This window comes from Paraburkholderia sp. DHOC27, from assembly GCF_003429005.1.
Lineage (GTDB): Bacteria > Pseudomonadota > Gammaproteobacteria > Burkholderiales > Burkholderiaceae > Paraburkholderia.
On record NZ_QVQV01000008.1, the window covers coordinates 352,283 to 372,290 of the forward strand.

Here is a 20,008-nt window from a genome sequence, read left to right on the forward strand (position 1 = left end):
TCTCCGATATCTTTTGTTATGGTTGCAGCGTGCTTGCGCGATTCTGCAGGTTCGGGAATGGCGCGCCGGTTCGTGAATTGTTCAGTGACCGGCGCGCCGCATGGTTAGGTGTGCGATACGCGGGCAGCCGCCTTAGTACTTCATCACCACGAGACGGGTTTGCGTGAATTCCAGCATGCCGTGCTTGCCATCGTCACCGCCGAGGCCCGAGCGTTTCCAGCCTGCGTGGAAGCCTTGATACGGATCGGCGGGCGTCCGGTTCACATACAGTTCGCCGGCTTCGATGCCGTTAGCGAGCTTCATCGCACTACGGTAGTTCTCGGTGTACAGCACGGAGGAAAGACCGAACTGATGATCGTTGGCCATCTCCAACGCCTCGTCGAGTGTGCTGTATTTGATGACCGGCATGATCGGGCCGAAGGTTTCTTCCTGGATGATCTCCATGTCCTGACGGCAATCCGTCAGCAACGTGGCCGGGTAGAAATAGCCCTTGCCGTCAGGCAACACGCCACCCGTCTCGAGCTTCGCACCGGCCTGAACGGCACGTTCGACCATGGCGTGAATGGACTGACGCGATGCTTCGTTGACGAGCGGTCCCATCAACGCCGGGTTCTCTGCGCGGTCGCCCGACTTCACGGCGCTCATATGCTGCTTCAGCAGCGCGACGACGCGGTCATGCACGCTTTCATGCACGTAGACGCGTTCGATCGCGGTACACAATTGGCCGCAATGCGTGGTCTTGGAGGCCACCAGGTCGCGCGCCGCCTTTTCGAGGTCGGCATCGGCCTCGATGATGGCGGGCGTCTTGCCGCCCAGTTCGAGCGACGGCTTGGCGATGTTCGCCTTGCAATACTCGAGCACCTTGCGGCCCGCGTTGACGCTGCCCGTCAGCGTGATCATGCCCACTGCGGGATGCGTGCACACCGCTTCCGCCGTTGCGTGGCTCATGGCCAGAATGTTCACGACACCTGCCGGCAAACCGGCGCGCTCGACCGCTTTGGCGATTTCGAAAGCGGAAGTAGGTGTGTTGTTGCTGGGCCGTACCACCACCGTGTTGCCCGAAATCAGCGCAGGCGCAACCTTGCGCATGAACGTGTAGACCGGGTAATTGAACGGGATGAGGCAGGCCACCACGCCGATCGGCTCGCGATGCAGCACGAGATTTTCGTCGGGGGTGTCGCTCGGAATGACTTCGCCTTCGATACGGCGCGCCCATTCGGCGTGATAGCGCGTGATCTGGCCTGCGTAGATGGCTTCGTTGGTGGCGTCGGCGACACTCTTGCCCGACTCCAGCGCGAGCGCCGCGCCGATGGCGGGCGCGCATTCGGTCAGCGCGTCAGCCAGTTTGTGCATGTAGGCCGCGCGTTCGGCGGCGGGCAGCTTGCGCCAGCCCTTCTGCGCGAGCGCGGCAGCGTCGACAGCCGCTTTCGCTTCGTCTGCCGAAGCACCCGTGACGTGGCCAATCAAAGCCTCCGTGGCGGGGTTATAGACGGGAATGAGTTCGTCGGTGGCGGGTTCGACGAACTTGCCGCTCACAAAATTCCGGTCGAGTCGCATAGTCCTTACCTGGTGGCATCGTGCGAAAAACGCATTGCCGGCAGCTATGGGCTCCATGCCACCGGTGCATGAGGCAGGATTCTTCTCCGGGTCACGAGGGGCGACAAGCGACTAATTTTGGGATCAAACATTCAAAAAACTCATGTTCGACACCCTGAGATGGGGACGAAACGCGGACGCCTGCGCCTGCTCGCCTTCAACGCACGGCCATCCATTCACGCACGGTCGTGCTTTAGCAGGACTCGTTGCCCCGCAGGGCCGGCGCGTGACTCTCGAGCAGGGCCTGCAATTCGCGCATGTCCGGCCGCGTACCCCAGTTGCGCGCTCCCGCCACGGAGGCAATGGCAATCCACGAGTTGGGCGGAAACCACTCCCGGACAATCGTGCTTCCCTGCAGGATGCGCAAGCGGCCAGTCTGCTCGCAATAGTCAGCGCATAGCTCCGTGCCGTTGTACTGCGCGGTCACGAGAAGGGGACGCGTTCGCTGCATTGGGTTCTCCCGCAAGATTGGGCTCGCCACGCGCAGCGCAACGGTTAGCCCAGCGGCGCGGCCGCGGCGCGTGAGGCGCTGCCAGCCGGCAAGGACGGAGGCACGACAGCGCATGAGGCGCGCGAAGGCATCGCGGCCGGGTGCTGTCAGTGAAACAGCCAGTGACGGGAGTCTATGGACGGTTCTCATTTACAGGTGATACGGGCATGCGAGATTGGTAACCTGCCGTTACCGTGCCGTTCGCTGCACGGAGCCTAAAGTGCTTCTGGCGCGCGTTGCATCCGCTTGCGCAAAGACCTCGTATATGAAGGTGAGGCGGCGCAATCATGCGGCGCGTTAAGGGAGAATCGAAATGAACAAGGCAATGCTGGGCGTCGTGGCGACGGGGGTGGCTGTGGTGTCGTTCTGTATGTCGAGTGCAACGTTTGCGCAAGCAGGCGGTGGCCAGGGCGGCGACGCTCACGGTGCGGCAACGGCCGGTATGACCTATCACGGCGACCCGATCGACAGCCCGTGGACCACCAAACCCGCTGGCTGGAGCAAGGACGACAGCGCGCCGAGCGCACCTCCCGCCACGGCCATGTCGACGGACGACGCTACGCATAACAAGCAGCCGGATACGCAGTAACCTGAAACTGGTTGAGCTTCCAGATGGCAACGCGCGCTCTGCTGAACGGCTCGATAACGCAGTCGCAAGGCGGGCGCGTGGTGAGAATGAGGGAAGTGTGACGGCCGCCTTCGCAGCATGACGCTGCGGGCGGCCGTGCTTTTGCGTGCGAGAGACACGCGGGGCGGATGGCGCCTGCCACGCGTGACCTGGCTGCATGAGAGGCTGCGCAACGCGCTGCACGGAATCGCCCATTACTTGCCTGCCACGGCCACGCGCTGGAACGTCGGCGCGGGTTCGAGATCCTGCGGCGGCTGTGGCCTGCACAGGAAGAAGCCTTGCACGAAGTCGCATTTCACGCCGCGCAGAATATCCAGTTGCTGCTGCTCTTCGACACCTTCCGCCACGACCTTGATGCCCAGCCTGCGCGACAGGTCGATGATGCCTTCGACGATGGTCTGGGTTGCCGAGTCGCTGACCAGTTTCGACGTGAACGCCCGGTCGATCTTCAAGGTATCCGGTGCGAAATCGGCCAGATATTTGAGCGTCGAATAGCCGGTGCCGAAATCGTCGATGGCGATACGCACACCCAGGGCCTTGAGCGCTGCGATGATCTTTTGCGCGTGATACGGGTTCTCCATCAAGGCCGTTTCCGTCAACTCGATTTCGAGTCTCGCCGCCGGTACACCGTACTTCTTGAGCGCCTGCTCGACCGCCCATACGATGCCATCACCGCGCAACTGCCGCGCCGATACGTTCACCGACATGCCGAGTTCACTCGCTCCATGACGGCGCCACTCGGCCAGTTGCCCGAGCGCACTGTTCAACACCCACGCGCCGACGTCCGCAATAAAGCCGGTCTCCTCGAGAATGGGCACGAACACGCCCGGCGGAATCAAGCCGCGGCGCGGGTGATTCCATCGCACCAGCGCCTCGGTGCTATGCACGGAGAGCGTACGCGGCTCGTGAATGGTCTGGTAGTGCAGCAGAAACTGATCCGTGGCGAGCGCTTCCGGCACGTCGCGTTCCAGTTCGAAATGGTCGATGGTGTCCGCCGCTTCCTTGCCCGCAAACATGAAGCAATTGCGACCGGCCTTTTTCGCGGCATACATCGCCACGTCGGCGCTCGTCAGCAACGCCTCGTGACAGGTGCCGTGTTCCGGAAAAATCGAAATGCCAATGGACGCCGTGACGAACGCACCCGCACCGTCGTCGCGACCACTGCGCGAGAGTTCGCGCAATAGCACGTGGGCCTGGGCTTCGAGTCCCTCTTTGTCCGCGATGCTGCCAATCAGAATCGCAAACTCGTCCCCGCCGAGACGCGCAACGTAGGCATCCGCAGGCAACGTACCCTTGATGACATCGCCGAGGCCTTTGAGCAGGCGATCGGCCGCCACGTGTCCCAGGGTGTCGTTCAATACCTTGAAGCGGTCGAGGTCGACGAACATCAGCCCGAACTCGTCGCCCGAGGTGCAGCGCGTCTCGATCTCGCGAAACAGCGCCGCGCGGTTGGCGAGACCCGTCAGCGAATCGGTGAATGCCAGCTTGTCGAGCGTGGCGATGCGTTCGTGCTCGGCGGTGACATCTTCAGTTGTGCCAATGATGCGTGCAACCTCGCCATTGCTGCCGCGCACCGGATAAGCCGTGCTGCGCAACCAGCGCACGGCGCCGTCCGGCCGCCGGATGCGATATTGCGCGCGGCCGTCGCTCGTCTCGCGCACGATGCGCTGCATCTCCTTGCGCAGCGACTCGCGATCCTCGTCGAGCACCAGGTCGATCCACGCCAACGGATTGTGCTGCAGGACCTCGGCTTCGATGCCGAACACGCGGGCCGATCCCGCGCTCACGTAATGAAAGTGCTCGAAATCCGCGCTATAGGAAGCGAACACGAGCGGCATGTGGGCTTCCATCTCCGACATCAGCTCGTTTTTGGCCTGCAATTGCGCGAGCAGATCGGTCTGGCCCGTTACGTCGAGCGACGCGCCCACGATGGCGACCACGCGGCCCGTATGATCCTTGATCGGCGTGAGACGCGTGTCCCACCACTTGGCGCGGCCGGTCGTGGTGGCCGCGAGTCCGCGAAACGCCGTCCGCCGTCCTGCGATTGCGCCGGCAAACGCGGTGGATGCCGCCACGCTGTCTTCGCCCTTCCAGAAGCCGAGCCAGTCGACACCGGTGAGCTGGCCCGGCGAGTCCGCTTCCATCAGATGCGCGCCGTACTCGGAGATGCGCAGCATGCGTCCATCGAGGCCGATCAGCTTCATGCATTCGCGGTTGGAGTCGAGTAGCGCCGCAGCGAGCGCCGCCGCTGCCGACTGCTCGGCGCGCTCTGCCGCGAGCAGTCGATACACCAATCCGGCGCACACGGCTGCCGCAGTCACGCCCGCGACGGCCTGCATACCGGGCGGCACGCGTTCCAGCCAGCTTACGTATGACGCCGTGCAAAGAAGCAGCGCGGCGCCACCGGCGCCCGCCAGCATGGCGATCAGCGCGTTGGCTGCGCCAATCTGCTGATAGCGCTGGTACCAGGTGAAGAAAAAAGACAGGAACAACTGATTCTGAGCGGTTCCGCCGGCGTCGCTTGCGGCGCGGCTGTAGACACCGCGCTCAATCATGGAAGTGGAAGCGAACGACGTTTTCAATTTGATGCCTGCTCGTTGACTAACGGGTCTCTGTTTTGCGTCGCGAATGGCTGTGCCTCGCGGCTCTCTCAGAGTGAGTTAACGGCACGACAGGGTGGAAATTGAGCAGGGGGAAACAGGGAGTGTGTGCGGAAAATGCGTGGTTTATGCGGTGATGTTTGCTCTGATGTTTGCGCTGGCGACGCGCGGCGATTTGAACGCAAAGCGCGAGGTATTCAACTGAAAATGGTGCGAATTACCGATTCCAATATTGCCCGGTAATTCGTGCCTGCTGTTTTTTCAGGCTGCGCCCGCTAATCAAACGGCGTGAAATTCACGCTGCGGATGGATTAGGTGTTTACGCGTAGAACGAGGGAATTTCACGTGAGACGCGCGATCAAGGCGTTGTTCAAATGAAACACGCGTTATCGCGATTCGGTGTAGCGAATTGGCTTGGCAATTCACACGACATGGCGCGGTGCGCGGCGGTGACGGACTACAGCTCGGGATTGGCCAGATCGGCCGCAACGATGTGCTCGCCGTAGACCTGCGCGGCCGCCAGCGCTTCGACCTTGCTTGGAAACGGGCCGAACTCCGGCGCGCCATCGAAGGGGAAAAGTTGCCGGCCGTCGGTGGTGCGGATCACGCTCAACGTGCCGTAGAAGCGCCGGTAGCCGGCGAGTTTCGAACCCGCTTTGACCTCGAAATCGCTTTCGGTTTTGGCCGGGACGCTGGGAATAAAGGCGGTCTTGCTCATGCTTGCAACAATAAAAAAATGGAACACATGCCAGCCGGGCCCGCTGAAAGCGGCGAGCCGGGCGAACGGGGCGCGAGCCACGCCCACCGGGGCCCGGGCCCGCGGCGTGAACAGCGTCAGTAGGCTTCCCGGTGCCACGGGCCCCAGGCTGCATCTGCGCTGGCTTTGAAACGAGTATAGGTGGCGCTGTGGCCGGTGGGTGTGTCCGACGTATCGCCGCGTGGTTTTACGTCAGTGGTATGCAGCGCGAACGCCTGGCGCTCCTCGGTGTCGACCGTGACCCGTCCGATCGGATCCAGCGCGGCGCCGGGTTCCTGCCCTGCCTTGTCTTGCGAAGCCTCGGCCGGCGTGGACTCCAGCAGCGTGAGGTAAGGGGTCAGACGGCCCCAGAACGCGTTCAACTCTTCCTGCAGATAGTGTGTCATGTATTTCCTGGGAGAGTGTGGATCGCAGTTTACCCTACCCGCGCATTACATTTGTTTGACATATTCTCGCTAATACGTCTGCGCGCATACTCAAATGAAACATGATGATTGGCGAATTTGATATCAGCGTGGTACAAAGTCATTCTTCGCGTTCGGTCGCGGGGCGAAGACGCGGCAAACGTGAACGCGACATTTAATTTGAATGGGTTAAAAAATGGCAACCGGTATTGTGAAGTGGTTCAATGATGCAAAGGGTTTTGGTTTCATCACGCCGGATGGCGGCGGCGAAGACCTGTTTGCACATTTCTCGGAAGTGCAAGGTAGCGGCTTCAAGTCGCTGCAAGAAAACCAGAAGGTCAGCTTCGAAGTGAAGCAGGGTCCGAAGGGTAAGCAAGCGGCCAACATCACGCCGCTGTAATAGCGCTGGAACTCTGTTCCCCTGCTAGGAAAGGCCCGCGTGAGCGGGCCTTTTGCTTTGGTGCGGGGATTTTCGTGGCGCACCAGGGGGTGGCTTTGCGGCGTTTGTGCGCGCTCGCTTGTTCATGCGGTTTCTCATACCGCCGTGGCTCACGCTCAAAGCTCGTGCAGCGAAGTCTGCATCCAGTCGTGCACGGTACGGCTCAACTCCTGCTGCGACGCCCCTTGCGATGCGAAGGCAGGACCGACCACCACGCGGATGCGCCCCCGGTGGACCGGCCATCCTTTTGCCGGCCACACCCGTCCCGCGTTATGGACGACCGGCACCACCGGCGCCCCGGTCGCGCAGGCGAGCCGGATGCCGCCCGAAGTGAGGCGCAGCGGTGCGTCGTGTGCCACGCGTGTGCCCTCCGGAAAAATCACCACCACATCTCCTTTCGCCAGACGCTCGGCACATTCCTGCGTCACGGCCTGATGCGCCTGACGCGGTGAACCGCGGTTGAGGCTCACCATGTCGAGGCCGCGCAGCACCCAGCCAAAAAACGGCACGCGCAGCAGATCCTCCTTGAACACGAAGCTGATACGACGCGGAAACAGCGCCATAAACGCCAGCGTTTCCCAGGTGGATTCGTGACGGCACAGGATGATCGACGGACCCGGCGGAAGATGTTCGAGCCCCTCCACCGAACAATCGACGCCAGGCAGCCAGCGCATCCATGCAACCATTGCACGGCACCACTGCGCCGCCAACCAGTAGCGGCCGCTACGTCCCACGAACGGAAACAGCAGCAGGATCACTGCGGACCACACCATGCCACTGCCGAGCAGGCAGACGATGAAGAGCCATTTGATGAAGTTGGAACGCATGCTGGGCCGAAACGTAAAGGGATCAAAGCGGAATCGCGGCGAGAACTGCAGCGAGAACCAAAGCGGAAACGCGAAGACTGCCGGGTCTGGAGCGTGACGGTCTGAACGAGCACAACCGCCGCGTGGTCGAGTCTGACACAAATAAAACCCGCGCAGACGGCAAATGCATGGACTAGCTGCCGCGCCCGTGTTTTTTATCCGCTGCTCTAGCGTCAATTGTGGCTGCGCTGACCTCACACAGCGTGCTTCCACGCGCGCGTCCAATTAAATATCTCTTCACTTTCCTGCTCGCGTTGCGATAGGCCCACCTCTCTATTCTGCTTCTACCGAGACGCGCATCGCACCTTGCGATACAGCCCGGAACGCACTCTGCACCCACTCTTCACGCAACAGGAGCATTCATGAAAGCCATCCATATCGCCGCTCTGTTCGGCATGCTCGCAACCGGCACCGCTTTCGCGCAAAGCAATCCCGCCACACCGACCAACGCGGCCACGAATGTCGCCATGACGAGCGCAGCGCCGCAGACCGGCGCAGGTACGTGGGTACCGCCGTACGGCCAGGCCATTGCGCCCAAGACCCGCGCGCAGGTCTACGGCGAACTGGTGCAGGCCGAGAAAGACGGCCAGCTCGCCTATCTCGACAGCACGATTTACGCGCACTCCTAAGTATATTTCCGCGCTCGGCGCAGTTGAAAGACGGCACCTGCCGCCGTTGACTCGCCGGATGTCGGACGGATTCTCGCAGCGCAAGACGTAGCTGGTTCGCCGCTATCTCTTGCGCTGCGTCACGCCCGGTCCCAATTACGTCAATGCGCTCAACTCCCTTTCACCGAGGAATTCGCCATGAAGATCATCATGCTCGCAGCACTCGTCAGCCTTGCCGCCACCACCGGCACGGCATTCGCACAATCGGCGCCGGCGTCGAACAATGCGCAGGTCGCCCAAGCCGCTGGTACGGCTGACCAGAACGGTCAATGGGTGCCCCCGGATGCCCAGCCGCTTGCCGGCAAGACTCGCGCCCAGGTGTATCAGGAACTGGTGCAATCGGAACAGGACGGTCAACTGGCCTATCTGAACCGCACGATCTACGCGCACCACTGATGCACTCCACCCATGCACCTAACCACGCGCGCGCCTTGCCGTGCCAATTGAAATCATGAAGAAAAGACCTTCGTCCTCGCCGTTGATCCGGCTCCTGCTCGGCGTGATCGCCTGCGCCGCGCTTTCCAGTTGCGCTTCGATACATGGCAGTCCAAACGGTCCTGGCGACTGTGTGGGACCGCCCGACTATTGCACGCCATTCTTTGGTTCGTAAATGGTGGCTCGTCAAAGGTCCGTTGCTGCGTGCGTCTGTCGTGTTTTAGTTGGTTGTCTACGTCACGCATGCATCGACGGATCAACCGTCTCTTCCCTTCCTGCCAGGTCCTCCGCCGGATTCCGCCGTCTCCCCTCTCTGAATTTCGCGCTACGACAGATTGTGCGGCCAGCATTCGATGGTGATGATGGCGCCACGCTCTTCACCGCCAATGCGCAGTTCGAAGTCGTGCAACCGGACAATCGCCGACACGATGCCAAGGCCCAGTCCGGTGCCCGGAACATGGCGGGTCTGTTCCACGCGGTAGAAACGGTTCAGCACGGCATGACGCTCGGCCACGGGAATGCCGGGCCCGTTATCGGTAATCACCAGTTGCGGGCCGCCACGGCTCGCGGTGAGCTCGACACTGACTTCGCCGCCCTGTGGGGCAAACTTGATCGCGTTGTCCAGCAGGTTGCTAAACGCTTCGAACAACAGCGCACGGTCTGCGTGAATCGGTTCGAGCGGCTGCGTGGTCAAGCGTAAGTTGATGGACTTTTCTTCCGCTAGCGGTTGATAGAGCTCGTACAGTTCTTCGACGAGCGTCGGCAGCGCCACCGAGTCGAAGCCGCTACGCCGCTGCAACGCGCCGATTTCCGAAATGCGCAGCATCGCGGCAAACCGCTCGATGATGGAATCGGCTTCGCTGCGCGCGCCCGCGATCAACGCGATGCTCGTATCGTCACCGTCCGCACGCACGCGCTCGGCGAGGTTGGCCAGCTGCAGACGCAAACGCACGAGCGGCGTACGCAGGTCGTGCGCAATGCCGTCGCAGGCGCCCTTGACTTCGCTCATCAACCGTTCGACCTCGTCGAGCATGTGATTGACGAGATGACACAGCATATCCAGTTCGTCACGGCCACCCATTGGCAGGCGTTGAGCCAGGTCGCCATTGGCGATGCGCGTCGTCACGCGCCGCATGTCGGCGACCCGGCGCATCTGCCGCAAGCTCAGCAGCAAGCCGGTGCCAAGACTCATGACGAGACATAGCAGGCCGCCGCCGATCAGCGCTTTCGTCAATTCCTCACGCACATGCCGCACATCGGCAAGGCTGCGCCCGATCACGAGCTGCACGCCGTTGTCACGAATCTCGCCGATGACGCGCACGGTGGGCGTCGCATCGTTTTGCTCCAGCACCAGCGTGCGGCCGGTGGACGCGCTATGCGACTGGCCGGCGCGCTCGAACTTGAGACCGGCGGGGATCGCGACGATATCGCCCGCAAGGCGCTGCCCGTCGGGCGCGAACAGGCCGTAATAGTTGGTATGGCGATTTTCACGCTCGAGGCGGCGCTCGATGATGGGGAGCAACTGGTCGTCACTCTTCGAATCGAAGTAGCGCATTTGCCAGCGGATGCCGCTGTCCGCTTCGCGCTCCATCGCGGCGCCGACAGAGTATTCGAGGAAGCCCAACAGGGCCACGAAACATACGGTGAAAATCGTCGCGTACGCCGACAGCCACCGGAACGTCGTCGTATGCCACCCCTGACCCGCGCGATGCGTGGAATGGGTACCTTGCTGCGTATCAGGGGAGATCACGGTTCCGCCTGCTTTGCCAAAATCAAGAGCGGACACGGTCATCGGCTCCTCGCATGTTGATAGATTGAGAACCTGAACCGGCCAGCAGCGTTGCCGCGTGAGTAGCGGCAGCAAGCTCGACGCAAGCGACTACCCATATAGTGGAATGTTCCGGCGCATCTACGCGAAGCACACTCGATTTGCCGCACAAGTGGGATGTCCAGCCGTTCAAAGTGGCCTTAGCATTACAATGAGCATTACAATAAGGATTCCAAATCTTTAATGTTTCATCTCGCCGATTTACAAAAGCCCTTTGCAAGACGCCTTTACAAGCCCCTTCAAAGCGCCGTACGCCTTCACTGCCTTTCGGTAACACTCCGGCGGCTGTCAAAGCGCCTACACGTCGTCATTGCAGCATGTCGTCGTCATGCAAAGTCATGTCGCAATCGCCACAGTTTCCGCATCATATCCTCGCGCGAGTAAACCCGGCGCTGCACAAAGATGAAAAACCCGTCACATTTTTATGCTTTACATGAAACCGGCTTGCCCAGGTTTGTGAAATCGGTCACATGCTCGGTCACATGCTTTCCTGGCTGTACTAAGTTAAATTCAAATTGCAGAGCACGGATTCGACGCAAGACAAGTGTTGCGACGCCCCTCGGGACGTCGCAACTCAACTGGCACCGCAACGCCGTGCGGCGTTTAGACAATTAGAGAACAGCCACGTAATTAGCCGGATCGAAAAACCGTGGCTGAAAACGCGCCGTCACCGGCCGCGAAAAATGTTGCACTGCGGGCCGGCAATACATGGCGGCATAGGAGGTGCGCCTGCATCGCTTCGCACATCCGCTTCGCCGCCATACGAGATGTTGGTAATGGCGTGCGGCTGCGCACTGGCCGGTTGTCCCGCTTCGCTATAGGACATATCAGTGACGTCCTGCACGGATTGGTTGGCGTTGCGCTCGAGCGCCGCCCGGCCGGTGGGTTGCGCACCCATGCTGGCGCTCTGCCCGTCTGCTGCGCCGGTCGTCAACAGCAGACCGGCCACCGCACACGGCACTAAGAACAGTGATTTCATCTTGACTCTCCTTGCATCCGGTACCCAACTTCTGAGTCCGTTGCCCGGCACTCCGCCGTTCTCAATGCCGGCTTCTTCTCGTGCTGTCGACCAGACCGCATTGCGCGGCAAGCGACCGTTCCATCTGCGTCCTCGACGGACGCCCCCGCCGGGCTACCCTGCGAGCGATTCCCCGCCGCCATCCTTACAAACCGATAGCGAAGGGTGATGAATAAAATACGCGCGCCAGCCGTTTCCAATCCGGCAAGCCGCCAATCATGCACGCTCCGCAACTTGGTTATAGCTCAAGTTCGCAAGAGGTCAACGCGCCGCGCGGCCACGCGGGACGGGGCTTTACGCAAGGCCTGCGTACGCGGGCGGCGCATCCTGGCTCCCCGCTTGCGCACGGCATGGGGCCAGGTCAGGTTATATTTCGACGTGGCACGAAATCCGCTCAATTGTTACGGAAATCGCGCCTGGGGCGAGAAGCGCCGGTCATCCGGATTCATCGGCGCTTGCGAACGAGATATTGCCTGCCCTGCATGCAGTCTCGCGAATCATCACTGAATCTCTGACACCTGGCGTACCAGCCCGTTATCTGATGCCACAAACGTGTTCGTTGGCCGACACCGCAGCACTGCCGGAGAGGTAGATGGAACACGCGTATCTTCACCTGTTGCATGTGCTCAGCGGATACTCCGGGTGGACGCTCGCCGTCGTGTTTCTCGCCGCCTTTCTCGAAGCGGTTGCGGTGATAGGCACGTTCGTTCCCGGCAGCACGGCCATGTTTCTGGCAGGCGCACTGGCGGGTACGGGGTCGCTCAACCTAGGCTGGCTGTTCGTCTGCGCGCTGACGGGCGCCGTTGCCGGCGACGGTCTGAGCTATTGGTTAGGGCGTCGTTATCGCGGCACGATCGTCAAGCTGTGGCCGTTTTGCACGCACCCGAAGATTCTCGAAGCGGGCAAGCAGTACTTCGCCAAACACGGTGCGCGCAGTGTGGTGTTCGCGCGTTTCATCGCACCCGTGCGGGCCATCGTGCCGGTCATCGCAGGCATGCTGGGCATGACCCCGGCGCGCTTCTACCTGATGAACGCGATATCGGCCGTGTTGTGGGCCCCTGCGCATATTCTGCCCGGTGTCGTGTTTGGCGCTTCGCTGGCGCTCGCCGGAGCCGTATCGTTTCGCCTCGTCGCTGTGCTCGGCATTCTGGTCGGCATCGGCTGGCTCTGCTTTCACGTTGCCCGCGTCGTGCTGTGGCGCGCACGCGCATGGACGATCCTCTCGCGTCACCGCATCTTCGCGTGGGCGCGCGGTCACGACAACCGCGTGGCCCGCTTCGTGGTGCAGGTATTGAACCCCGAGCGCGCTGCGATGGGTGTGGTGGCGGGTATCTCCGTACTGGTGTTGTTGTTTGCCGCCGTGTTTTTCAGCGTGTTTCGCGGCGTCACGCATGGCGATCCGCTGGTGCAGGTGGACGTGTCGGTGTATCGCTTTCTGCAGTCCATCCATTCACCGTGGGCGGACAGTGTGATGTCCGGACTGGCCACGCTAGGCAGCGTGCCGACGCTCGCCGCGCTGATCGTCACGCTCACCGCCTGGATGACCTATGAACGGCGCTGGGTTTCGGTGGCGTACTGGCTCGCCACCGCGGCGTTTTCGCAACTGCTGATCCTGGCAATCCAGTTGTCGGTGCGGCACGCGCCCACCAATTATTCAGGCGCCGACGTCTACGCTTTCCCCAGCAATCACGTTGCCGCAAGCGCGATTGTCTACGGCTTTCTGGCGTTTGCGCTGGCACGACGCGTGGGCAAAGTCCAAAGCCTGCTGGTCGCGACCGTGAGCACGATGATCGTCGTCGCAGTGGCATTCGCGGGCCTCTATTTCGGGCGCTTTGCGTTTTCCGATGCAGTGGGAGGAGGCGCGTTTGCCGCCATCTGGGTCGCGGTGGTCGCCTTGACTGCAGTGTGGCGCAATCCCGACCGGCCGAGGTCGCATCCGTTGATGCCCACAGTGGTTGCAGTCGTGCTCGGCCTGAGCGTGCTCATTCAGATCAACCTCAATCCGCTCGCGAGCGTGCCGCCCAACCAGCAGCAACGGCAGATCAATGTAGTGAGCGAGGCGCAATGGACCGATTCGTTGTGGCGAACCTTCGCATGCTATCGGTCCGACATGGCCGGCGAACGGCGCGAGCCCATCACCGTGCAGTGGGTCGCGAGTACCGAACAGATCAAGTCGCAACTGGCAGAGCGCGGTTGGGTCGAAGGTACGCAATTCTCGGTGCGCTCGTTGCTCACGCTGATTGCGCCCGATCCCGCTGCCACCGCCTTGCCTGTTTTACCCAAGCTCGACAATGGCCAGCCGTCCGCGCTGGTGTTCACGCGCTCCCGTAACGAACGCGATGAGCGCGACGTATTGCGCTTCTGGCCAACCGGTTATGCGATCGAACGTCAGCATGGCGCGCCCCCCACGCCTATCTGGCTCGGCTCGCTCGTCCACGAACGCCTGCGTCGACCCACATGGCCATTCAACGTGTTGCGTCCGGACAAGCAGATGGATCCGCTCATCTCCTCGGAAGGAAAAGAAACAGCGTGGCATGGACTCGAAATTCTGAGCAGCCCCGGTTGCGAAGGCATGCGCGTCACGCTGATCGATTCGAACGTAAAATGAAAAGCGGCGATCGTCCACGCGAATTCACGCAGCACGGCTAGCGCATCACTTATAGAGCGTGACGCACACGCTCCCCAAGCGGCCCCACTCGTCACGATGCAATCGTGGCCTTAGGAGTACTGCAATTGATAGAGTTTCCGCAATCGGAAATTTCGACCTGGGGTGGCGCGGTCGTCTTTCTCAATGTCTTTCTTACTCGTCTGGGTGTACCTATTCCCGCCGTGCCGGTGCTGCTGCTAGCGGGCTCTGCGGTTGCCGGCGGCAGACTGTCCATCTGGTATGTGCTGCCCGCGGCAGTCGTGGCCGCTTTGATCGGCGACGGCATCTGGTTCACTGCGGGGCGTCTATACGGTCAACGGCTGATCACGTATTTTTCGCGGCTGTCGATGAACGTGGGCACGCGCGTACGCAGTGCACGTTCGATGTTCGAGCGTTACGGCGCGCCGATTGTATCGGTGTCCAAATTCATTCCTGGGCTCGCCATCGCAACCCCACCGTTGATGGGCACCACGCGAGTCGATCCGCGCATCTTCGTTGCCTGGGATCTGCTTGGCTCGTTTCTGTGGGCTGCTTTCTGGTTGCTGGGCGGCGCGCTGTTTCAAAAGCAGCTCGCGTGGTTCGTGCTCGAAGTGCGCTCGCACGGCGCGACCGTGATCGATCTCGTGCTCGGCTTGTCGCTGCTCTTTTTCATTTTTCGCAGCATCCAGCGCTGGCGTTTCAGACGCTGGCTGGCGCAGGTTCGCCTGACACCGCAGCAACTCGAATCGGCCATGCGCACCGAGTCGCCGCCCGTCATTCTGGATGCAAGACCCGATGCCGCCTTCGACGAGGCAGAGCATCGTATCCCAGGCGCGCTGCGACTGGATGCCAGATCGCAGGCCAGCATCGACGAGGTGTTGCCAACCAAAGACCGGGTGGTCTATTGCGTCTGTCCGGATGACCTCACCGCCATGCGCATCACCCAGCACATGCGGCGGAGAGGGTTTACGCGTATCCGTGCGCTCAAGGGCGACCTCGACGCCTGGGCGCGCCGGGGTTATTCGCTCGACGCCCTGTCGAGCGGGCTCAATGGCCCCACCCGCTCCGCGCGGATCAAGGCCGTGCGCGCGGCAACGGGCGCAGCGATCACCCTACGCGGGGTTGCACCCAGAAAGGGCGCTGCCCGCCGGCGGCGCAACCCGGTTGATAAACCGCCCGCCACTGACATGCCGCCCCATTAGAGAAGCGGCGGAGTTACGGCCTGATGGCGTTTTTTCATGGGTATTAATACCAGGCAATAAAGTTCCTAGTTGTAAGTTGTCATTTCCGTGTGGTAAAACGGTGTTCCGCGTTTGACCGAGTCTCGGCAACGCGGAACCAACACAACGTCTTTTTGGAAAAATCAGGAAAATGGCAACAGGTACAGTGAAGTGGTTTAACGATGCAAAGGGCTTTGGTTTCATTACGCCGGACGGCGGCGGTGAAGACCTGTTCGCGCATTTTTCTGAAGTCCAGGGAAGTGGCTTCAAATCGCTGCAGGAAAACCAGAAGGTCAGCTTCGAAGTGAAGCAAGGCCCGAAGGGCAAGCAAGCGGCTAACATCACGCCGCTGTAAGCAGCAGAAACTTCGGTTTCCGCCTGAACATTGGCCCGCCTTGGCGGGCCAATGTCGTTTTTGGGCCGCGATATTGTGTTGGGCCGTACGCTTTCGCAGTCTTTCGCACCTGTGAGGCACGTTGCCGTTGTGCTGCGTTCGGGCTTTGCTCCCGCTTTGTTCTCGCTTTATTCCGGCTTTGTTTCCGTCAAGCGGGTTCGACTCTCAAGGCGCACTGCTTTGAGTTGCGCAGTGCGCCAGGCCGCGAAAGACGCGCGCCAATGAACCGACGCGCGTGTCTTTCAAGCTGCGTACCTTAAACGGCCGCTGTCGAAGCGGCTGCCTGGCTGGCTGCTTTTCTGCCTGGCGACTTTTTGGCTGCCGCCTTCGGCCGACCCGCCTTCTTCACCCCGGCCGACGATGCCGCACGCGGTTTGGCCGCGCTGGCCTTCTTCGCGACTGCTTTCTTCGCGGTCACTTTCGTGGCGCCAACTTTCTTTGCAGCCGTTTTCTTGACTGCCGCTGCTTTGACTACCGTCTTTTTGACGGTCTTCTTCGCCACCGCTTTCACGGCGGAGGCTTTCTTTGCCGCCGCTTTCCTGGCCTTGGCCGCGGGCCTGGTTGCACTGGCAACTTCGTGTGCAGCTGACGCCGCCCCGTTGATCAGGAAACGGCTACGATCTTTCACGTCCTTGATCCAGGCCGGAGGACGCGCATGCCCGCTCCACGTTGCGCCCGTCTTTGGATCACGGTACTTGGCCGGCATCTTGCCCTTGGCACTTTTGGCGGCCTTCGATACGCCATTGACCAGGCGACGTCCGGCGGCCTTAGCTTCGCGCCTCGCTTTGGCACGCGCTTCGATATCCTCGGTGGTGAGTCCATGCTTGATCATGAGCTCGCGGATCTGATCGACTGCGGCTTGCGCGCGTTTGGCAAGCAACGCTTCTGCTTGCGCCTGGAGTTTCTTCATACGCGCCTGAATCTGTTCGAGCGTGGCCATAACCGCCTCCTTATGTGTGAGCGATGCATGCACTATGCCATGAGCACACGACGCCACGCTATGGTTTATGGTGCAAAAGCATGCGGGCCATCCAACGACCGTCGCATACGTGCCGCTAGACGCAGGCTCGCAACAACGCTAGATCGCTGTTCCTTAGCATTCGCTAACAGTAAAGCGCGTTTAGCCAGAAGCGCATTGTGCACGCGGCCTAAAGGCTTAAGCGCCTTTAGCAACGGGGCTCGGGGCATTGTTTCTTAGGCGCATGCAAGCTCGTTGGCATATCGAGCTGCTACGTGCGACAGCCAGACCTTCTCAGTCACCAATCCTCCGTCGCATCGACGCGGACCAGTGTTTCATTAATACAACTGATGATGTGACCAGACTGATCTCGACACCCGCTTCTTCATCTCGCACGCATCCGGCTAAACACAAACAATGCGCGAATAGCGACGCTTGGCCGAACGCGCTTTAGAGGTTTTCGCTTCGATTCAATAGCGGGTTTGAAGCGTCGCCGCGCATTGTTGCGTTTCGCGGTTCTCATTCGAATCCTCTCAAAAGGAATCACACCCGCGACGATCGCTTACGTTAGCAGCCAATCTGAAAGAAACAGTGGCACGAATAATGCTGCAACGCTTCCATAATCGGAGCCCCGCATCGGGACCCCACATGCCGGGACACGCTAACGCGGACTCAGCCAACAGAGGTGCAAGCATGAGCAAAGAAGCACTCGACGCCGACCTGGTAATCGAAGGAACGCCTGAACGATCGTGGACCAAGCGCCTAGGTCCGGGACTTATCACGGGCGCCGCGGACGACGATCCGAGCGGCATCGCAACCTATTCGCAAGCGGGCGCGCAATTCGGCTACAACCTGTTGTGGACCATCCTGCTGACCTATCCGCTGATGGTGGCCATCCAGATGATCAGCGCACGTATGGGACGCGTAACGGGACGCGGACTCGCCACCAATCTGCGGCGGCATTATCCCGCGCAGATTCTTTACGGTGCGGTCATGGTGCTGCTGATCGCCAACACCATCAACATTGCCGCAGACCTGGCGGCAATGGGCGCAGCCGCGCGACTCGTGCTCGGCGGCCCTGTGCAGATTTACGTGGCGTTGTTCGGCACGCTGACGTTGCTCTTGCAGGTGTTCGTTCCGTATGAGCGCTACGCGAGTTTTCTCAAATGGCTCACGCTGGTGTTGCTTGCTTACGTGGCGATAGTCTTCGTGTTGCCCATCGACTGGAAAGCGGTGGGCTTAGGCATCGTCGCGCCGCATATCGAGTTCTCAGGCCACTATCTGATCACGGTCGTTGCCGTGCTAGGCACCACGATCAGTCCATATCTGTTTTTTTGGCAGGCGTCGCAGGAAGTCGAAGAGATTCGCTCGGAGCCCGCACAGGACGCCTTGCTCAAAGCGCCAAAACAAGCCCATACGCAACTGGGACGGATTCGCTTCGATACGTGGGTGGGAATGGCGATGTCGAATGGCGTCGCGTTCTTTATTATTCTCGCCGCTGCCGCGACGCTGCACGTGCATCACATTTCGGTGACCACCTCCGCTGACGCCGCGAGCGCCCTTAAGCCTATTGCGGGCCCTTTTGCTTTCCTGCTGTTCAGCCTTGGCATTATCGGCACCGGCATGCTCGCGTTGCCGGTGCTGGCGGGCTCCGCCGCTTACGCCGCTGCGGGCACGATGAAGTGGCCTAACAGCCTGTCGCTTCAGGTCAACCTTGCCAAGCAGTTTTACGCAGTGATTGCGATCGCCATGCTGGGCGGCATCATCCTCACCTTTCTGCACTTCGATCCTATCGAGGCGTTGTACTGGAGCGCGGTGGTCAACGGACTGGCCGCGGTGCCGATCATGGTCCTCGTCATGCTGATGGCGACACGCCCGGACATCATGGGCGATTTTGCGGTGACCGGATGGCTGCGCTGGATTGGCTGGGCCGCTACCGGCATCATGGCTTTAGCGGCTGTGGGGATGTTCTGGCCGGCTGGATGACGCTGGACGCTGCATGCGGCGCGAGGCGCTTAGACGATTTCTAAAGGCGGATTCGCTAAAACGCCCTCGCGTGTTCAGTAAAACTCAATGCCCATGAAGCAGCCGTTCGCGTGACGATGCCGATGGCTCCATGCTGCGCTCGGCCAGCCACACTTCCTGTTGCAGCCAGTCGCGAAACGAAGCGAGTTGCGGCAAATCGCTTTGCTCGGGACGCGTCACCAGCCAATACGACTGGTGTCCGTCGACATGCACGTTGAGCACCTGCACGAGTTCACCGGTGGCGAGTTCACGCGCAATCATATGGCGGTCGGCAATCGTGATGCCGAGACCGTCGATCGCGGCACTGATCGCCATGTCGAGCAGATCGAATTCATAGCCGCCGCTGGTATCGACGCCTTCGATACCCGCTGCCGTGAGCCAGTGCTGCCAGGTCAAATAACGCTGGTCGTCGCTCGCCAGCACGTGCAGCAGCGTGAACTGGTTCAGGTCGATACCCGTCTGCCCCGCTTGCCGCGCCAATAACGCAGGTGAGCAGACCGCGACGTGCCGCTCGCTCATCAGATGCCGGTTGTCCAGACCTTCCCATTCGCCATCACCGAAACGGATCGCGCAGTCGAGCACGCCCGATTCGGCCAGCCGGTCTTCGATGCGCGTGGACAGACTAATCTCGAGTTCCGGATGCGCGTCACGCAGACGTCCGAGCCGAGGCATCAGCCAGCGGCTCGAAAAAGTGGGCGGCGCATTCAGGCGCAAGCGGTTCAGATGCGTTTTCTCCTGAATGCTGCGCACCGTCAGTTCGATTTTGTCGAATGATTGCTGCAAGGCCTGTAACAGCAGTCGCCCCGCCGCGGACAACTCCAGATGGTGATGACGCCGCTGCAGCAGCGGCTCGCCGAGTTGCTCCTCCAGTTGCCGTACCTGGCGGCTGACCGCGCTTTGCGTGACGTTCAGAAGCTCTGCGGCACGGGTAAAGCTGCCGGTGCGGCCGGCCACTTCAAAAGCTTTGAGCGCGTTGAGCGCGGGCATTTTTCGTTTCAAGGAGGTCTCTGACGGGATGCGATGAACCGGAGCGACATTTTACGCGTTCACCGCCCT

At 61.0% G+C, this 20,008-nt stretch carries 18 protein-coding genes; 8 read left to right on the plus strand and 10 right to left on the minus strand.

What is annotated here, in order from left to right:
- Positions 1 to 132: 132 nt before the first annotated feature.
- Positions 133 to 1,557 carry an aldehyde dehydrogenase gene (gene aldA / locus D0B32_RS25575; RefSeq protein ID WP_117337085.1) on the minus strand — a complete coding sequence of 475 codons (1,425 nt, stop codon included), beginning with the start codon at positions 1,555 to 1,557 and terminating at the stop codon, positions 133 to 135.
- A gap of 232 nt (positions 1,558 to 1,789) precedes the next feature.
- Positions 1,790 to 2,047, minus strand: a complete 258-nt coding sequence (locus tag D0B32_RS25580; RefSeq protein ID WP_117337193.1) for a hypothetical protein — start codon at positions 2,045 to 2,047, stop codon at positions 1,790 to 1,792.
- 352 nt (positions 2,048 to 2,399) lie between these two features.
- On the opposite strand from D0B32_RS25580, the gene D0B32_RS25585 reads away from it, so the two are divergent.
- Positions 2,400 to 2,675 carry a hypothetical protein gene (locus tag D0B32_RS25585; RefSeq protein ID WP_117337086.1) on the plus strand — a complete coding sequence of 92 codons (276 nt, stop codon included), beginning with the start codon at positions 2,400 to 2,402 and terminating at the stop codon, positions 2,673 to 2,675.
- A gap of 233 nt (positions 2,676 to 2,908) precedes the next feature.
- Here the strand turns inward: D0B32_RS25585 and D0B32_RS25590 are convergent, their stop codons facing one another.
- The 3 genes from D0B32_RS25590 to D0B32_RS25600 form a co-directional block, all read right to left on the minus strand.
- Complete coding sequence (locus D0B32_RS25590; RefSeq protein WP_259295137.1) at positions 2,909 to 5,296, minus strand: bifunctional diguanylate cyclase/phosphodiesterase; 2,388 nt, start codon at positions 5,294 to 5,296, stop codon at positions 2,909 to 2,911.
- Positions 5,297 to 5,771: 475 nt separating this feature from the next.
- Positions 5,772 to 6,032 (minus strand): DUF6723 family protein, encoded by a 261-nt coding sequence (locus tag D0B32_RS25595; RefSeq protein WP_117337088.1) that lies wholly within the window; start codon positions 6,030 to 6,032, stop codon positions 5,772 to 5,774.
- Between the two features lie 116 nt (positions 6,033 to 6,148).
- Positions 6,149 to 6,457: a hypothetical protein gene (locus tag D0B32_RS25600; RefSeq protein ID WP_117337089.1), complete on the minus strand. Its 309-nt coding sequence runs from the start codon at positions 6,455 to 6,457 to the stop codon at positions 6,149 to 6,151.
- Positions 6,458 to 6,671: 214 nt separating this feature from the next.
- Here D0B32_RS25600 and D0B32_RS25605 point away from each other — a divergent pair, with 214 nt between their 5' ends.
- Positions 6,672 to 6,875, plus strand: a complete 204-nt coding sequence (locus D0B32_RS25605; protein ID WP_074266313.1) for a cold-shock protein — start codon at positions 6,672 to 6,674, stop codon at positions 6,873 to 6,875.
- Between the two features lie 155 nt (positions 6,876 to 7,030).
- On the opposite strand, the gene D0B32_RS25610 is transcribed toward D0B32_RS25605, so the two are convergent.
- Positions 7,031 to 7,741, minus strand: a complete 711-nt coding sequence (locus tag D0B32_RS25610; RefSeq protein ID WP_117337090.1) for a 1-acyl-sn-glycerol-3-phosphate acyltransferase — start codon at positions 7,739 to 7,741, stop codon at positions 7,031 to 7,033.
- A 401-nt stretch (positions 7,742 to 8,142) separates the two neighbouring features.
- On the opposite strand from D0B32_RS25610, the gene D0B32_RS25615 reads away from it, so the two are divergent.
- Positions 8,143 to 8,409 (plus strand): DUF4148 domain-containing protein, encoded by a 267-nt coding sequence (locus D0B32_RS25615; RefSeq protein WP_117337091.1) that lies wholly within the window; start codon positions 8,143 to 8,145, stop codon positions 8,407 to 8,409.
- 177 nt (positions 8,410 to 8,586) lie between these two features.
- Positions 8,587 to 8,844 carry a DUF4148 domain-containing protein gene (locus tag D0B32_RS25620; protein WP_117337092.1) on the plus strand — a complete coding sequence of 86 codons (258 nt, stop codon included), beginning with the start codon at positions 8,587 to 8,589 and terminating at the stop codon, positions 8,842 to 8,844.
- Between the two features lie 364 nt (positions 8,845 to 9,208).
- Here D0B32_RS25620 and D0B32_RS25625 read toward each other — a convergent pair whose 3' ends face one another.
- Positions 9,209 to 10,552: a sensor histidine kinase gene (locus tag D0B32_RS25625; protein ID WP_404935599.1), complete on the minus strand. Its 1,344-nt coding sequence runs from the start codon at positions 10,550 to 10,552 to the stop codon at positions 9,209 to 9,211.
- 826 nt (positions 10,553 to 11,378) lie between these two features.
- Positions 11,379 to 11,690, minus strand: a complete 312-nt coding sequence (locus tag D0B32_RS25630; RefSeq protein ID WP_117337094.1) for a hypothetical protein — start codon at positions 11,688 to 11,690, stop codon at positions 11,379 to 11,381.
- 631 nt (positions 11,691 to 12,321) lie between these two features.
- On the opposite strand from D0B32_RS25630, the gene D0B32_RS25635 reads away from it, so the two are divergent.
- The 3 genes from D0B32_RS25635 (at position 12,322) to D0B32_RS25645 (ending at position 15,930) form a co-directional block, all read left to right on the plus strand.
- Positions 12,322 to 14,337 (plus strand): bifunctional DedA family/phosphatase PAP2 family protein, encoded by a 2,016-nt coding sequence (locus tag D0B32_RS25635; protein ID WP_117337095.1) that lies wholly within the window; start codon positions 12,322 to 12,324, stop codon positions 14,335 to 14,337.
- Positions 14,338 to 14,441: 104 nt separating this feature from the next.
- Complete coding sequence (locus D0B32_RS25640; protein ID WP_259295138.1) at positions 14,442 to 15,557, plus strand: VTT domain-containing protein; 1,116 nt, start codon at positions 14,442 to 14,444, stop codon at positions 15,555 to 15,557.
- Positions 15,558 to 15,726: 169 nt separating this feature from the next.
- On the plus strand, positions 15,727 to 15,930 hold the full coding sequence (locus D0B32_RS25645) for a cold-shock protein (protein ID WP_074266324.1): 204 nt from the start codon (positions 15,727 to 15,729) through the stop codon (positions 15,928 to 15,930).
- Positions 15,931 to 16,225: 295 nt separating this feature from the next.
- Here D0B32_RS25645 and D0B32_RS25650 read toward each other — a convergent pair whose 3' ends face one another.
- Positions 16,226 to 16,909 (minus strand): H-NS family nucleoid-associated regulatory protein, encoded by a 684-nt coding sequence (locus tag D0B32_RS25650; protein ID WP_117337097.1) that lies wholly within the window; start codon positions 16,907 to 16,909, stop codon positions 16,226 to 16,228.
- Between the two features lie 711 nt (positions 16,910 to 17,620).
- On the opposite strand from D0B32_RS25650, the gene D0B32_RS25655 reads away from it, so the two are divergent.
- Complete coding sequence (locus tag D0B32_RS25655) at positions 17,621 to 18,913, plus strand: Nramp family divalent metal transporter (protein ID WP_117337098.1); 1,293 nt, start codon at positions 17,621 to 17,623, stop codon at positions 18,911 to 18,913.
- Positions 18,914 to 18,997: 84 nt separating this feature from the next.
- On the opposite strand, the gene D0B32_RS25660 is transcribed toward D0B32_RS25655, so the two are convergent.
- On the minus strand, positions 18,998 to 19,939 hold the full coding sequence (locus tag D0B32_RS25660) for a LysR substrate-binding domain-containing protein (RefSeq protein WP_117337099.1): 942 nt from the start codon (positions 19,937 to 19,939) through the stop codon (positions 18,998 to 19,000).
- Positions 19,940 to 20,008 lie beyond the last annotated feature (69 nt).